The following is a 15,276-nucleotide window of genomic DNA, read 5'->3' as shown; positions in this document are numbered from 1 at the left end:
TGATACTCGTCAACCCGGATACAGTTTGTGCCATGACCACAAAAGATGAGCGCCTGGCCTTCCTCGAAGAGATGAAAGATGTACGGCGCATACGCAAACCCAATCGTGCCGATGTGGCAGCTCCCACAGAGCTGACTCCTGGGCATTTGGTACGGCAATTGGCGGCGGTTGAGATGAAGGCTCGAGACCTGAATCCTTTAACCGCGGATATTGTAGAACCGTTGACTGCCCACGATGTTCTTGCCTGGCAGCGGCCAGGCGTTCAGAACGGCGTGTTCAGAAAACTCCGGCTTGGGCAGTATCCGATAGAAGCAAGGCTGGATTTGCATCGGATGACAGTAGAAGAAGCCCGGAGGGAAGTTTTTGCTTTTATTAACGATTGTATGAGCTATGGATTGCGTTCGGTGATGATTTTGCACGGCAAAGGTGAGCGGAATCCGGATGGTATTGCGCAGCTAAAAAGTTATCTGGCGAAGTGGTTGCCTGAGTTAGATGGTGTTCTGGCCTTTCATTCCGCCCAGAAACGTCATGGTGGCACAGGGGCCGTTTACGTTATGGTTCGTAAGAGTGACAGAGACAAGCAGCAAAACAGAGAGGTTTATGGCGGACAATAACGGTTTGTTCCCAAACTTTAGGTTCTCCCTTCGTTCAGAAAGGTGACGATGATGAAGAAACATTTTATTTCAGTTCTGATCATGATGACGTTGCTGGCTTTGGCCGGCTGTAAGGACAGGGTGATCTGGAATGATAATGGTAAGCTCGAGGAGGCCACAGAGAACCGGGAAGTCTGGGATACGAACGGAAAGATGAATTCCGGTGAGCGCAAGATATGGGTGGATAAAAACGGCGAAGACGTCATCTGATAAAGACGCTTAAGGCCGTACTAACAATAATATGGGAGCAGAAAATGGCGCTTAGTCTTACAGTAAATGGCCAGCAATATAGCCTGGATGTAGAGCCGGATACCCCTTTGCTTTGGGTATTGCGGGATGAGCTGGGTCTTAAGGGAACCAAGTTTGGTTGCGGCGCAGGCCTGTGTGGCGCATGTACTGTGCATGTGGATGGCCAGCCCGCCCGATCCTGCTCTACACCGGTTGAGTTGGTCGATGGCGCCAGAATCACCACCATTGAAGGGTTATCCAGTGAGGGTGAACTGCACCCGCTGCAGAAAGCCTGGATTAAAGAGGGCGTTCCTCAGTGCGGTTATTGTCAGTCTGGTCAGATCATGACAGCCGCTCATTTGTTGGCGAACACGCCAAAACCTTCCCGGGAAGAGATTATTGCGGCTATGACCGGCAATTTGTGCCGATGCGGCACTTATTCTCGTATTGTTGCTGCGGTGGAGTCCGTCGTGGATGGCGTGGGCCATTTTGAACCAGCGCAGGGAGGTGCCTGAGATGACGATGAATCGCCGTGATTTCATGAAAGTCAGTACCGGTGCATCTGGCAGCCTAATGCTTGCCCTGTCTCTTCCCGGTTGCGCGACCATACAGACGGGCTATGAGCCGGAAACCGGTGAATGGACACCAGATGTCTGGCTGGAGCTCACAAAGAAAGACGAAATTTTCTTCACTTTGGCTCGGGTTGAAATGGGGCAGGGTACGTATACCGGCATGACGACCCTGATCGCGGAAGAGCTGGATGTAGATCCCGCTCGCATAAAAGTGAAGTTTGCTCCTGTGGCACCGGAATACCGCAACCCTTTATTTGGTTTGCAGCTGACGGGGGGGAGCACCAGTGTTGCCTCCAGTTGGAAGCCGCTTCGGGTAGCCGGTGCTTCAGCGCGCCAATTGTTGGTGATGGCGGCGGCGCGAGTGTGGGACGTGTCTGCTGAAGCGTGCGTTACTCAGGATGGGCATGTCATTCATCCCAATGGTATTGATTCGTTGCGTTACGGCCAACTGGTGGAGCTGGCGGATAGAGAAGTCATTCGGGGCAAGGTTCCGCTGAAATCACGTTCTGAATGGAAGTACATCGGTCGCCAGGGTGGCCGACTGGATGCGGAAGCTAAAGCTACCGGCAAAGCGGTTTACGGCATTGATGTGGAATTGCCAGGCATGGTGTACGCGGTGATGACACGAAGTCCGCGTTATGGTGGCCAGGCAACCGGTTTCAACCGGGATGAAATACTGGCGCTTCCTGGCGTACTTGATGCGTTTGTAACTGACCGCGGTGTTGCTGTCGCTGCTGACAGTTATTGGCGGGCGAGGAAAGCCCAGAATGCCTTAAACATAAATTGGGATTTCTCCAGTGCGTTAAATATTAACAATGGCCAGGTGTTTGATGGATACCGTCAGGCAGCAAGCGAAGATCCTGGTGAACAAGAACGCTCCGATGGCGATATCGACAAGGCCATTGAAAACGCTAGCCGGGTTGTAGAGGCTGATTATGAACAGCCTTATCTTGATCACGCGGCTATGGAGCCGATGAACGCAACAGCTTGGTATCACGGCAACGGAATGGACGTTTGGGCACCAACTCAGGCACCGGATCTTGGTCGTATTGCGGCGGCCCGGCACTCTGACCTTTCTCCTGAGGATGTTACCGTTCATACCACCTTTTTGGGTGGCGGCTTTGGTCGTCGGTTAACTCAGGACTATATCGAAGAAGTGGCTATTGTTGCCTATAAACTGAAAGTGCCGGTTAAGCTGATCTGGTCTCGGGAAGAAGATGTGCGCCACGGGTTCTGGCGCCCTGCGATGCTGCACAGAATGAGAGCCAGTCTGAATGGCAGCGAACTGACGGGTTGGGATCATCAAATTGTCGGTCCGCAGATCCTGGACTGGTATGTGCGTAACGCCGCGCCGGCCCAGTATCCATGGGCACCAAAGTTTCTCTACAGTACTCTGGGCAAGGTTGGCCTGATGGTGGAGGGCATTGCGACGCCGAAAGACATTTCCGCAATTGAAGGGGCTGTTGGTTACCCCTATCAGGTGGCGAATGTCAGTGTTCGCCATACCCATACTGACCCAGGCGTGCCTATTACCTGGTGGCGTTCGGTTGGATACTCTCACAACGGTTTTGCTGTAGAAACCTTTATGGATGAGTTGGCCTATGAGGCCGGGGAAGATCCGTTACAGTTCCGCAGAAAGTTGCTGGTTACCGAGCCCAGGCATAAGGCGGTGTTGGATCGGGCCGCAGAGTTAGCTGGCTGGGGAAGGCCCCTGGCTGAAGGTCGGGCCCGTGGCATTGCATTGTTCCGGAGTTTTGGTACTTATGTCGCTCAAGTGGTTGAGGCAGGTATCGAAAATGGTGAAATCCAGGTTTACAAGGTCACCTGCAGTGTTGATTGCGGTCAAGTGGTGAACCCCCGGATTGTGGAAGATCAGATTTCCGGTGGCATTTTGTTTGGTTTGAGTGCCGCGCTGTTTGGTGAAATTACCTTTAAAAATGGCGAGGTTCAGCAGAGTAACTTCCACGATTACCGTTTGCTGCGCATACATGAAGTGCCTGAAGTCGTAGTGGATATTGTTGACAGCGAGTCTGAGCCCACCGGTGTTGGGGAGCCGGGTGTTCCTCCGGTCATTCCGGCTCTGGGCAATGCCTTGTTTGCTCTGACTGGAAAACGGCAACGGAGATTGCCGCTGACAGCCTGATAAATAGGTTCTCCGGAGCAGTTGGCCGCCTTATAATGGCGGCCGATTTCAGCCCGGCAGGGCCAATTTCAACCGGGAGCGCGCCAGTGTTTGATGTAACCCGATACGCTACTGAGGCCCAGTCCATTATCGACGCGGGGCGTTTTCTGTATGACCGTGGCTGGTCTCCGGCAACCAGCAGCAACTACTCCTCACGTATTGATGCCAATCATGTGGCCATCACTGTCTCTGGCCGTCACAAGGGCCAGCTAACTGATGGGGATGTGATGGTGGTGGACCTTGAGGGGCGCCCGATTCAGAGCAGCTGTAAGTCCTCTGCTGAAACGTTACTGCATACAGTTCTTTATCAGGTGTTTCCTGACGCCGGGGCTGTGCTGCATACCCATTCTGTAAACGCAACGGTGCTTAGTCGTTTGATGGCACCCGGCCAGGCCTTTGAGGTGGAGGGGTATGAGTTACAGAAAGCCTTTGATGGTGTCGAAAGCCACGAGGGCCGGCTGAGCATTCCTGTTTTCGAAAATACCCAGGATATTCCCTCGCTGGCAGAACAAACCCGGCAATGGTTTCAGAATTATCCGGAACAGCCCGGCTACCTGATCCGTGGCCATGGCCTCTACACTTGGGGTAAAACTATGGCCGATTGCCTTCGCCATGTTGAAGCGTTTGAATTTCTGTTTGAATGTGAACTCGAAACCATGAGAGTCAGCCGATGACCACCCTGAGCATTTTTAATCAAAACCAGCCGGAAACGGCCCATACGGTAACGTCGGATCCGCGAGTTATTCGCGAAACGCTGGCGAGCCTGGGAGTGCGTTTTGAGCAGTGGCCGACGCGAAATCTACCTGCAGAGGCGGATCAGGAAACGATTCTGGAGGTTTATGCCAAAGAGGTTAGCCGGCTTAAACAGGAGTGCGGTTTCCAGACGGCTGACGTAGTCAGCCTGACACCGGATCATCCGCAAAAGGAAGCTTTCCGGCAGAAGTTTTTGGATGAGCATACTCACAGCGAAGACGAAGTTCGGTTTTTCGTGCGAGGTCAAGGCCTGTTCTATCTGCATTTTGGTGATCAGGTTTATGCGGTTATGTGTGAGAAAAACGATTTAATCAGCGTACCGGATGGAACTCGGCACTGGTTCGATATGGGGGCCGAGCCGGAATTCACCTGTATTCGACTATTCACTAATCCTGATGGTTGGGTCGCCGATTTTACTGGTGAAGACATTGCCAATCGATTGCCACGGTATGAATCGCTTGCAGGAGTCGCCGTATGATTCGCGTCATTCTGACTGATATTGAAGGCACTACCAGTTCTATCTCGTTCGTGCACGACGTGCTGTTTCCCTACGCCAGCAAACACCTGCCGGAGTTTGTTCGGGAGAATCACCATACAGTGCGGGTGGTTGCGGAGCAGTTGGCTGTCGTTGCAGAAAAAAGTGGGGTAGACAGTAAAGATGTTGAGGGCCTGATTAATGTGTTGCAAGGCTGGATTGCTGAAGACCGCAAGGAAGGTTCTTTGAAAGCCCTGCAAGGCATGGTTTGGGAGCAGGGGTACTACAGCGGTGAGCTAAAAGGACATATCTACCCGGATGCGGCTGACTACCTGCAGCGCTGGCATGATCGCGGGTTGAGGCTGTATGTGTATTCTTCTGGCTCTGTGCAAGCTCAAAAGCTGATATTTGGCCATAGCAACGAAGGTGATTTTACCCCGTTTTTCTCCGGATATTTTGATACCGGGGTGGGTGGAAAAAAAGAAGCCCAGTCTTACTGTAATATTCTCGCTCAGCTGGGCGTGGAGCCTGAGACTGTCTTATTCCTGTCTGATGTGGAAGCCGAACTGGAAGCGGCCGAACAAGCCGGCTTGAAAACCGCTTGGCTGATTCGGGACGGTGAGCTGCCAAACACCGATCGTTTTGTTGCGCGGGATTTTGCGGAGGTAGATGCACTCCTGCGTAAACGCCAGGAGGTTCAATCAGGCCTGTAGCCTCATTATCTCTGACTTTCCGGTGTTACTCGCAGAATCTCCTCGACCGTAGTCTGGCCAGCCGCTACTTTCTGGGCGCCACTGAGCCGGAGGGATTTCATGCCTTCCTTGTAGGCGTCCAGCCTTAGCCCTTCGAGCTCACAGCGATCGTTTATCTGCCGGGTAAGTTTGTCGGAAAGTGTCATGATTTCATAGACACCGGCACGCCCCATATAGCCAGTGTTCCTGCACTCGAGGCAGCCTACGGGATGATAGAACTGGCGAGGTAGCGGCGCTTTCCATGGCCGGGTGAGGGTTTGCCAGGCCTGTTCATCGGCTGCACCGGGCGCCTTGCAGTGAGGGCAGAGATTGCGAGTCAACCGTTGGGCCATTACGCCGAGCACCGTTGCACGGATCAGGTAGGGAGGAATGCCCAGCTCCATTAAACGGGTAATCGCGCTGGGTGCATCGTTAGTGTGCAGGGTGGACAGCACCAAGTGTCCGGTCAGCGCCGCCTGAACTGCCATTTCTGCGGTTTCCAGATCCCGTATTTCGCCAATCATGATGATGTCAGGATCTTGCCTGAGCAAAGCACGTACGCCGTGGGCGAAAGTAAGATCAATATTAGTTTGAACTTGCATCTGATTGAACGCCGGTTCCACCATTTCGATGGGATCTTCGATGGTGCAGATGTTCACCTCTGGTGATGCCAGCTGTTTCAAAGTCGAATACAGTGTGGTGGTTTTGCCCGAGCCTGTTGGGCCTGTGACCAATACAATGCCATGCGGGCGTGAGGTGATGGTTTGCCAGCGGTCTTGATCTTCTTTGCTGAACCCTAGCTGTTCAAAGGATTTAAGAAGAACTTCCGGGTCAAAAATCCGCATGACCATTTTTTCGCCAAAGGCGGTTGGCATGGTGGCTAAACGTAGCTCGACCTCACTGTTATCTGGTTTGCGGGTTTTTATTCGGCCATCTTGCGGGCGGCGTTTTTCAGCCACGTTCAGACGGCCCAGGATTTTCAGGCGGCTGGTGACTGCTGTGCCTACCTGTTCCGGAAATTCGTAGACATTGTGTAGTACGCCATCGATGCGAAAGCGCACCTGGGTAGTGGCACGGCGAGGCTCTATGTGAATGTCCGAAGCCCGCTGGTCAAATGCATATTGCAACAGCCAGTCCACAATTTTGACGACATGCTGGTCGTTGGCATCCGGGTTTTCACCTGCACCCAAATCCAAGAGTTGCTCGAGGTTCTGATTGCCGCCTGAACCGGGAGCCTGAGCGCCCCCGGCTTTGCTGACAGAAGCCGCGAGCTGATAGAACTCCACAGTGTAACGGCGGATCGCCTCCGGGTTCGCAACGACCCGTCGAATATCTTTCTGAACAGCTTGCCTGAGATTGCTTTCCCATTCCCCCTTGAAGGGCTCACTGCTTGCGATAACGACTTCGTTTGCAGTGATTTCCACCGCCAGGATTTCGTGGCGTTGGGCAAAGGCGTAAGACATGACCCGAGCTATAGCCGGGGTGTCGATCTTGAGAGGGTCAATGTGGTAGTAATCCTGCTGCGCCCATTTTGCGAGCCAGTGTGTCAGGCGCTCAAGATCGAGCGTGCGCCCGTCCTTCTGACTGGTAAGGCTGGCGACAGCAACAAGTTCCAGCGGGTGTCTTTTAACGGTTTTCCCGGCTTCAGAGGCTGAGCCCAGGTTCGCAGTCAGAACTTTTTCGGCATCCTGTTGGTTGATCTCCCCACTTTCGACCAAAGCGGTGCACACATCTCTGAGGGTGAGCGTGTGATGGTGTGGGGGCGCTGGCATTGCCTGTGCTTGATCAGCCATCCGTGTTGCCTCTTGTTGTATGGTCTTCAGTTTGCGATCGGGCGGTTTACTTTCAGGTGCACCATGGCCATGGTGAAGAGGAGGGCGGTGAGAATTGTCATAACCATCGGCCCCACAGCACCTTCACTGAGCCACGCTGAAACTACCGCCTGCATGAAGTAGAAAATGAGTACGAATGACATCCAGATATAGCCTCGATTGTGTCCGCGGAATACCGGTACGACGAAAGCCAGTAAGGGCAGAAGTTTCACCGTCAGAATCAGAGCAATAGAAACGCCTTCTACCGGAGCTGGGTAAAACGTGGTCAGAACCAGTGTTGCCAGTACAGCCAGATAGAGCCCGCTGGTCAGGCGTGCAGTGGTTTTGGCTTTGTCATTGTGGAGCATAGAGAGTTCCGGATAATTGAATTCGGTTGGTAACGTCAGTCGGCCAGTTTCTGCGCCAGACGAGATATTCGTTCGCCAAACGACTGGCACAGCGCTTTTTCATGTGCGCTCAGAGGCAGTTTCGCGCCGGTACCGGCCCAGTGGGAAGGGCCGTAAGGTGTTCCGCCAGTTGTCGTTTCGCTCAGTGCGCTTTCAGAGTAGGGCAGCCCACACAGCACCATGCCATGGTGTAATAACGGTAGCATCATGGTGAGTAGCGTGGCTTCCTGGCCACCATGCAAGCTGCCCGTAGATGTAAAGGCTCCACCGGGTTTTCCGGCAAGTTTGCCATTGAGCCATAGGTCGCCGGTGCTATCCAGAAAGTATTTCAGTGGTGCTGCCATGTTGCCGAAACGAGTAGGGCTGCCCAGAGCCAGGCCTGCGCAGTTTGCCAGCTCCTCACTGGTTGCATAAGGGGCGCCGGTTTCTGGTACAGGGGGCAGGCTGGCGACAGTGTCTGGAGAAATCGGAGGCACGGTGCGGATTTTTGCTTCCATGCCATCAACCCGTGCCACACCTCGGCCGATTTGAGTGGCCATTTCAGCTGTCTGACCGTTTCGGCTGTAATAAAGTACGAGAACATAAGGGCTGGTATTGCTCATGCCTGGCTCCTGGGTGATTCTCTTAAACAATATCGAGAACGGATTCTGGTGGCCTGCCAATGGCGGCTTTGTTGTTTGTCAGCACGATAGGGCGCTCAATAAGTTTCGGCGTGTTCACCATAGCCTTTACGAGCTGCTCCCGGGTCAGTTCCGGGTTGGCCAGATTTTGTTCTTTATACTCCGGCTCCTTGGTGCGCATGAGTTCCCGGGGCTCGCAAGCTAAAAGATCAAGAATATGTAACAGCTCCTGCTCTGTCGGAGGTGTCTCAAGGTAGCGTATAATCTCCGGTTCGATACCCTTTTGCTGAAGCAGCTCAAGGGTCTGCCGTGATTTTGAACACCGTGGGTTATGGAAAATGCGGATTGGTTCTGTCATGGTCGTGCCCGGTTTACAGTGGTGATTGCAGCTTATTTTGAAGTCGTAGTCTAACAGGAGGATATCCCTTGCAGTACCCTCGGTACTTGTCCATTTCACGAATTGCCCAAGTTGCATGGCGCCCATTTCGGTCAGCGTTTTCTTTGCTGGTCATGGCGCTGGCTCTGTCTGGCTGCAATAGCGTCGAGCTGGAAAATGCCGATGGTACCCGGGTAAGTTGGGAGAGTTACCGGGGCCAGTGGGTGCTGGTGAATTACTGGGCCGAATGGTGTAAGCCCTGTCTGGAAGAGATTCCTGAGCTGAACCTGCTTGATAAGGCGCCGGAAATCACGGTTCTGGGTGTGAATTATGACCGCATTGGAGGTGCGCCCCTGAAAGAGTTAGGGCGGCGGATGGGCATCGAATACACGATGCTGGCCAAAGACCCCGGTTCGGAATTTGGCTGGAATATGCCAGTAGCCCTTCCTGCTACCTTTCTGGTGGACCCGAGCGGTGAGCTTGTTGAAACACGCTTTGGTCCTCAAACCGAAGATGATATCCGTACACTGATCGGCAATTGACCATGGCAAATACTTTCGTACATCTGCGCGTTCATTCGGAATACTCATTGGTGGATGGCCTTGTTCGGGTTAAGCCGCTGATCAGTCGGGTGGCCGAACTGGGGATGCCCGCAGTTGGCCTGACTGAACAATCTAATATGTGTTCTCTGGTGCGGTTTTATAAGGGCGCTAAGGGAGCAGGGATCAAGCCAATCATTGGTGCCGACATCTGGCTGGAAAATCCGGATGAACCGGAGAACCCTTTTCGCCTGACGTTGCTTGCCCGAACCGACGATGGATACCTACATCTCACCGAAATTATTTCTCAGGGGTATACCAAAGGGCAGAAGTACGGCAAACCGATCATTCGTAAGGCATGGCTGGAAGCGCGATCGGCCGGCCTTATTGTCTTATCGGGCGCAAAAATGGGCGATGTCGGCAAGGCCTTGCTGGCAGGAAAACCGGAGCTGGCCCGGGAGCGTGCGGAATACTGGAGGCGTCTGTACCCCGATAGTTATTACTTTGAGCTGCAACGCACCGACAGGGCGGGCGATGAAGATTGCTTGCACCTGAGTGTTAACCTGGCCGCTGAAATGGGGTTGCCAGTGGTGGCGACCAATGATGTTCACTTTTTGACCGCAGAAGATTTTGAGGCTCACGAAGCCCGGGTCTGCATTGGCGAAAGCAGAGCCTTGGATGACCCTCGTCGCGAGCGCAGGTTTAGTGATCGACAATACCTGCGCAGCCCTGAGGAAATGATCGAACTTTTCTCGGATATCCCTGAGGCGATAGAAAACACGGTAGAGATTGCCCGCCGCTGTTCTGTGAATGTGCGACTGGGTGAATACTTTTTGCCGAATTATCCGATTCCCAAAGGTATGACCATGGATGACTACTTTCGGAAAGTGTCGGAAGAAGGGTTAGACATGCGTTTGGAAACCATCCTGAGTAAGGATGATCCGGATTACGACAAAAAGCGCGCCGAGTATGATAAACGCCTGAAGTTCGAGTTGGATATCATCATTCAGATGGGGTTCCCGGGCTACTTTCTGATCGTTATGGACTTTATCAAGTGGGCCAAAAATAACGGTGTTCCCGTTGGCCCGGGTCGGGGGTCCGGTGCGGGTTCTCTTGTGGCCTATGTCTTGCTGATTACCGATTTGGACCCTCTTGAATACGACTTGCTGTTCGAGCGGTTCCTCAACCCGGAACGGGTATCCATGCCTGACTTTGACGTTGACTTTTGCATGGAGGGGCGTGACCGGGTTATTGAGTACACCGCTCAGAAATACGGACGGGAAGCAGTCTCCCAGATCATTACCTTCGGTACTATGGCCGCCAAGGCGGTCGTCCGTGACGTGGCTCGGGTGCAGGGTAAATCCTATGGGCTGGCGGATAAACTGTCCAAGCTGATCCCATTCGAAGTCGGTATGACTCTGAATAAGGCTATTGAGCAGGAGCCGCAGCTCAAGGAGTTTCTTGAACAAGATGAAGAAGCCCAGGAAATCTGGGAAATGGCTCTTAAGCTGGAAGGTATCTGCCGGAATGCTGGTAAGCACGCAGGGGGCGTGGTTATCGCGCCCACCAAGATTACCGATTTTTCGCCGTTGTACTGTGATGATGAGGGTGGCGGCCTGGTTACCCAGTTTGACAAGGGTGATGTGGAAGAAGCCGGATTGGTGAAATTTGACTTTCTGGGACTGCGGACCCTGACCATCATCAAGTGGGCTCTGAATATGATTAACCCGCGCCGACAAAAGCGCGGGGAGCCGGAGCTCGATATAGCAGCGATACCGTTGGACGATAAAGCTTCTTTTGAGATGCTCAAAAAGGCTGAAACCACGGCGGTGTTCCAGCTTGAATCCCGGGGTATGAAAGACCTTATCCGGCGCCTGCAGCCGGACTCTCTGGAAGACATGATCGCTTTGGTAGCACTGTTCCGACCCGGGCCGCTCCAGTCGGGCATGGTCGACGACTTTATTGACCGGAAGCATGGCAAGCAGCCGTTGTCTTACCCTCATCCGGATTATCAGTATGACGGCCTGAAACCAGTACTTGAGCCCACATACGGGGTTATCCTGTACCAAGAGCAGGTTATGCAGATTGCCCAGGTTATGGCGGGATACACACTGGGTGGTGCGGACATGCTACGTCGGGCCATGGGTAAGAAAAAGCCTGAAGAAATGGCTAAACAGAAAGCGATTTTTCTTGAGGGCTGTGAGAACAACGGTATTGATAAAAACCTGGCTGAAAATATTTTTGACCTGGTTGAAAAGTTCGCTGGGTACGGCTTTAACAAATCGCACTCCGCAGCCTATGCGTTGGTGTCTTATCAGACGCTCTGGATGAAAGCTCACTATCCCGCAGAGTTTATGGCTGCGGTACTCACGGCTGATATGCAGAACACCGATAAGGTGGTGACGCTGGTCGAAGAATGTCGGAATATGAAGCTGGACCTTCTGGTTCCGGATGTCAGTCGGTCTGAGTACACTTTTACCGTTAACGATGAAGGGCAGATTATTTACGGCCTTGGTGCTATCAAAGGTCTGGGTGAAGGCCCCATTGAAAGTATAGTGGCTGCCGCTAAAGAGGGCGGTCCGTTCAAAGATCTCTTTGATTTCTGTCGGCGGGTTGACCTGAAAAAGGTCAACAAGCGGGCCATGGAAGCGCTCATTCGTGCCGGTGCTATGGACAAGCTTGGGGCCACTCGTGCTCAATTGATGGCAAGTATCGATAAAGCGATTCAGCAGGCCGGCCAGCAGTCACGTAATGACGCTGTTGGTATGGTCGACATGTTTGGCGAAATGCTGGAAGGCGGAGAAAACAGCGACGTTTATGAAGATGTCGCGAATGTGCGTGAATGGCCAGAAAAGCAGCGGCTTAAAGGTGAAAAAGACACGCTTGGAATCTATCTGACGGGGCACCCTTTCGATGAATATGAAAGAGAGGTGCGCCGTTTTGTGCGTTCTTCCATTTCAGATCTGAAGCCTAATAAATCGCCTCAACGTGTTGCCGGCCTTGTGGTAGCACAGCGCACCATGAAAACTCGTACTGGCTCAACCATGTGTTTCATAACGCTGGATGATCGAAGTGCCCGTATTGAAGCTACGCTGTTTTCTGAGGCCTTCTTTGAGAACAAAGAATTGCTACAATCTGACCAGGTAATTGTCGTAGAAGGGCAGGTCAGTCACGATGATTACTCGGGGCAGATGAAAATGCGGGTAAGCTCGGTAATGGACGTTGCCACTGCACGACAGCAGTTCAGTCGTGGTATTCGGTTGGCGTTGCATGCGGATCAGCTGCAGAATGGGCTTCTGGATAAGCTGGATGACACTTTGCGTCCGTTCCGTAATGATGGCAGCCCGGTATGGATCGAGTACAGCAGTGCCGAGGCTCGCACTCGTATTGAACTGGGCGAGTCCTGGCGGGTGCAGCCCGATGACAACTTGTTGTTTGAACTGAAGCATCTGGTGGGCGACCAGTCTGTGGAACTGGTCTATGATTAATACCAATGTCCGCTTTAGCTGTGCGATAAGCGCTGCTATCTTTGTCCCAAATTCTGGTTTGGGTGGGTTTTCACCCACCTGGCAATCAAATGATGGAACATCATGAACCCTAATTACCTGGATTTCGAACAGCCGATCGCCGACCTGGAAGCCAAAATTGAAGAGCTTCGCATGGTGGGTAACGACACCGACATCAATATTACTGATGAGATCAGTCGTCTTAAAAAGAAAAGCATCAGTCTGACGGAAAGTATTTTCTCTGACCTCAAAGCCTGGGATGTAGCACGCCTGGCCCGGCATCCGCGCCGGCCCTATACCCAGGATTACATTGATATGATTTTTGATGATTTCGATGAGCTGCATGGCGACCGGCGCTACGCAGATGATCAAGCCATTATCGGAGGTACTGCCCGGTTAGGTAATAAGCCTGTGATGGTTGTTGGTCACCAGAAAGGTCGGGAAGTGCGCGACAAGGTAAAGCGCAACTTCGGCATGCCCCGTCCGGAAGGTTACCGTAAGGCCTTGCGCCTGATGGAAATGGCTGAGCGTTTCAAGATGCCGATCCTGACGTTTATCGATACCCCCGGCGCATACCCGGGCATTGGTGCTGAAGAGCGCGGTCAGAGTGAGGCCATCGCTTTCAATCTGGCTGTTATGTCACGACTGAAAACGCCGATCATTTCTACGGTGATTGGCGAAGGTGGTTCCGGTGGCGCCCTGGCTATTGGCGTGTGTGATCAGTTGAATATGCTGCAGTATTCCACCTACGCGGTGATCTCGCCGGAAGGTTGTGCGTCGATTCTTTGGAAAAGCGCAGACTACGCATCCCAGGCTGCGGAAGCCATGGGGGTAACTGCTGGGCGACTGAAAGAGTTGGGTGTGGCTGATAACGTGATTGAGGAGCCTCTTGGTGGAGCGCACCGCAATCCTGAGAAAATGGCTGAAACGCTGAAAGCGCGACTGGAAAGCGGTCTGGCTGAGCTCTGTCGGCTGCCCCTGGACGAGCTGGTCTCGCGTCGGTATGAGCGTTTGACCAAGTATGAAGGCGGGCGGTAACACCGTCCGGGAATCTGGCTGGCCGAGCGACCTGCTTCGGCCTGTCAGCACTCTCCCTGTATTCTCCCGACTCTGGGTCGCCTTTAGTGGCGGCCTGGATTCCGCGCTGCTGCTGCATGTGGCGGCATCCTGCCATTCTGAAATAACCGCTTTACATGTTAATCACCAGTTGCAGCCTAATCATGAACAGACCGAGCAGTTTTGTCGTGATGTGTGCGCGAAACTAGGTGTACCTATAGTTGTGGAGCGGGTTGAGGTGACGGTCGCGGAAAACGGTGTGGGTGGTTTGGAAGAAGCTGCCAGAAGTGCGCGCTACCAGGTTTTCAAGAAGCAGGTTGGCGAAAACGAACTGTTGTTGATGGCTCACCACGCTGATGATCAGGCTGAAACTGTGCTGTTCCGATTGCTGCGGGGGTCCGGAGTTAATGGTCTTTCAGGTATGCCGCGTAGTCGCTCCCTGGGCCGTGGCCAGTTGTATCGCCCTTGGCTTGAGGTTGGTCGTGAGCGCCTGGAAGAGGTTGCCGGTGCATCGAGTCTGATGTGGGTTGAGGACCCGAGTAACGCCAGTCAGGTGTTTGATCGCAATTATCTTCGTCATGCTGTTTTGCCTGGCTTAAAAGCTCGCTGGCCGGGTTTGCTCAGGCGAATTGCCCACAGCGCCCAGTCTTGCCGTGATAGTGAGATCTTGAATCAGCGCCTTGCAGAACTGCAATGGCAGGCTTGCTCTGACTCCAACCGGTTGAAACTTGAATCCTTCCGGAAGTTAAGTCCGCTGGAGCGGCGTAATTTAGTGCGCTGGTGGATTCATCAGCAGGGTTGGGTGTTGCCGGCGCTCTCAGACTGGGATCAGGCGTTGTCGGACATGCTTTATGCCGGGAAAGATCGGGCGCCAGAAATTCGCGGGGATGGCTTCAGCCTCAGGCGTTATCGGGAGCATCTGTATTTAGTGCCAGATACGGGTGTTCCAGATCAGTCAGTTGATCTTGTGCCCGGGCAGGTTGTAACGTGGGGAAGTTGGCGGCTTAAGCTGGAAGCGCGGTCTCAGGTGGCTACCTCGAAAAGTCCCCCGCCGCCAATACGGGTATCTACGAGGCAGGGTGGCGAGAGGGTCAGATTTAACGCAAGTGGGCACTCCCGGGCATTGAAAACCTGGCTTCAGGAGCAGGGCGTGCCTCCCTGGGAAAGAGCATTGCTGCCGCTGGTTTACCGGCAATGGCCCGGAATTACTGAGCTTATCGCCATTGGTGATTTATGGTGTTCTGAACAATACTCAGGAAGCGCCCCTGCCACCGGCTGGCGGCTGATTGTGGAGAGGAATTTGATTGAGTAGAGACGCTCTTTCTGGTAGTCTGACGTCCCATCTTGAGATGAACAATCTCCCCCCT

15 protein-coding genes are annotated in these 15,276 nt (G+C 53.3%); 11 read left to right on the top strand and 4 right to left on the bottom strand.

The window, feature by feature from the left end:
- Window positions 1–32: 32 nt before the first annotated feature.
- From smrA to mtnC, 7 genes are all read left to right on the top strand, one after another.
- Window positions 33–614 (top strand): DNA endonuclease SmrA, encoded by a 582-nt coding sequence (smrA, locus tag ABYA77_RS01260; RefSeq protein WP_372964107.1) that lies wholly within the window; start codon window positions 33–35, stop codon window positions 612–614.
- A gap of 48 nt (window positions 615–662) precedes the next feature.
- Window positions 663–863 (top strand): hypothetical protein, encoded by a 201-nt coding sequence (locus ABYA77_RS01255; protein ID WP_372964106.1) that lies wholly within the window; start codon window positions 663–665, stop codon window positions 861–863.
- 44 nt (window positions 864–907) lie between these two features.
- Window positions 908–1,396 carry a (2Fe-2S)-binding protein gene (locus ABYA77_RS01250; RefSeq protein ID WP_372964105.1) on the top strand — a complete coding sequence of 163 codons (489 nt, stop codon included), beginning with the start codon at window positions 908–910 and terminating at the stop codon, window positions 1,394–1,396.
- Between the two features lies 1 nt (window position 1,397).
- The gene (locus tag ABYA77_RS01245; RefSeq protein ID WP_372964104.1) at window positions 1,398–3,596 is read left to right on the top strand and encodes a molybdopterin cofactor-binding domain-containing protein; all 2,199 of its coding nucleotides are present in this window, start codon (window positions 1,398–1,400) and stop codon (window positions 3,594–3,596) included.
- Window positions 3,597–3,682: 86 nt separating this feature from the next.
- Window positions 3,683–4,309, top strand: coding sequence for a methylthioribulose 1-phosphate dehydratase (locus ABYA77_RS01240; RefSeq protein ID WP_372964103.1), 627 nt, complete (start codon window positions 3,683–3,685; stop codon window positions 4,307–4,309).
- Window positions 4,306–4,866 carry an acireductone dioxygenase gene (locus ABYA77_RS01235; RefSeq protein WP_372964102.1) on the top strand — a complete coding sequence of 187 codons (561 nt, stop codon included), beginning with the start codon at window positions 4,306–4,308 and terminating at the stop codon, window positions 4,864–4,866. The genes ABYA77_RS01240 and ABYA77_RS01235 overlap by 4 nt, the downstream gene beginning before the upstream one ends.
- Window positions 4,863–5,576, top strand: coding sequence for an acireductone synthase (mtnC, locus tag ABYA77_RS01230; protein ID WP_372964101.1), 714 nt, complete (start codon window positions 4,863–4,865; stop codon window positions 5,574–5,576). Before ABYA77_RS01235 ends, mtnC begins: the two co-directional genes overlap by 4 nt.
- 5 nt (window positions 5,577–5,581) lie before the next feature.
- Here the strand turns inward: mtnC and ABYA77_RS01225 are convergent, their stop codons facing one another.
- The 4 genes from ABYA77_RS01225 to arsC are packed head-to-tail and all read right to left on the bottom strand — an operon-like array spanning window position 5,582 to window position 8,790.
- A complete protein-coding gene (locus ABYA77_RS01225; RefSeq protein WP_372964100.1) occupies window positions 5,582–7,387 on the bottom strand; it encodes a GspE/PulE family protein in 1,806 nt (601 codons plus the stop codon).
- Window positions 7,388–7,413: 26 nt separating this feature from the next.
- Complete coding sequence (locus ABYA77_RS01220; RefSeq protein WP_372964099.1) at window positions 7,414–7,773, bottom strand: DUF2069 domain-containing protein; 360 nt, start codon at window positions 7,771–7,773, stop codon at window positions 7,414–7,416.
- 35 nt (window positions 7,774–7,808) lie between these two features.
- On the bottom strand, window positions 7,809–8,414 hold the full coding sequence (gene wrbA, locus ABYA77_RS01215; protein WP_372964098.1) for an NAD(P)H:quinone oxidoreductase: 606 nt from the start codon (window positions 8,412–8,414) through the stop codon (window positions 7,809–7,811).
- Between the two features lie 22 nt (window positions 8,415–8,436).
- The gene (gene arsC, locus ABYA77_RS01210) at window positions 8,437–8,790 is read right to left on the bottom strand and encodes an arsenate reductase (glutaredoxin) (protein WP_372964097.1); all 354 of its coding nucleotides are present in this window, start codon (window positions 8,788–8,790) and stop codon (window positions 8,437–8,439) included.
- Between the two features lie 68 nt (window positions 8,791–8,858).
- Here arsC and ABYA77_RS01205 point away from each other — a divergent pair, with 68 nt between their 5' ends.
- The 4 genes from ABYA77_RS01205 (at window position 8,859) to tilS (ending at window position 15,221) form a co-directional block, all read left to right on the top strand.
- The gene (locus ABYA77_RS01205; RefSeq protein ID WP_372964096.1) at window positions 8,859–9,350 is read left to right on the top strand and encodes a TlpA family protein disulfide reductase; all 492 of its coding nucleotides are present in this window, start codon (window positions 8,859–8,861) and stop codon (window positions 9,348–9,350) included.
- A gap of 2 nt (window positions 9,351–9,352) precedes the next feature.
- Window positions 9,353–12,835 (top strand): DNA polymerase III subunit alpha, encoded by a 3,483-nt coding sequence (gene dnaE / locus ABYA77_RS01200; protein ID WP_372964095.1) that lies wholly within the window; start codon window positions 9,353–9,355, stop codon window positions 12,833–12,835.
- A gap of 102 nt (window positions 12,836–12,937) precedes the next feature.
- A complete protein-coding gene (accA, locus tag ABYA77_RS01195; RefSeq protein ID WP_372964094.1) occupies window positions 12,938–13,891 on the top strand; it encodes an acetyl-CoA carboxylase carboxyl transferase subunit alpha in 954 nt (317 codons plus the stop codon).
- Window positions 13,875–15,221 carry a tRNA lysidine(34) synthetase TilS gene (tilS, locus tag ABYA77_RS01190; protein WP_372964093.1) on the top strand — a complete coding sequence of 449 codons (1,347 nt, stop codon included), beginning with the start codon at window positions 13,875–13,877 and terminating at the stop codon, window positions 15,219–15,221. The genes accA and tilS overlap by 17 nt, the downstream gene beginning before the upstream one ends.
- Window positions 15,222–15,276 lie beyond the last annotated feature (55 nt).

The sequence above is a fragment of the Marinobacter sp. genome, from assembly GCF_041595835.1.
Taxonomy (GTDB): domain Bacteria; phylum Pseudomonadota; class Gammaproteobacteria; order Pseudomonadales; family Oleiphilaceae; genus Marinobacter.
This window is presented reverse-complemented; position numbering and strand designations above follow the sequence as displayed.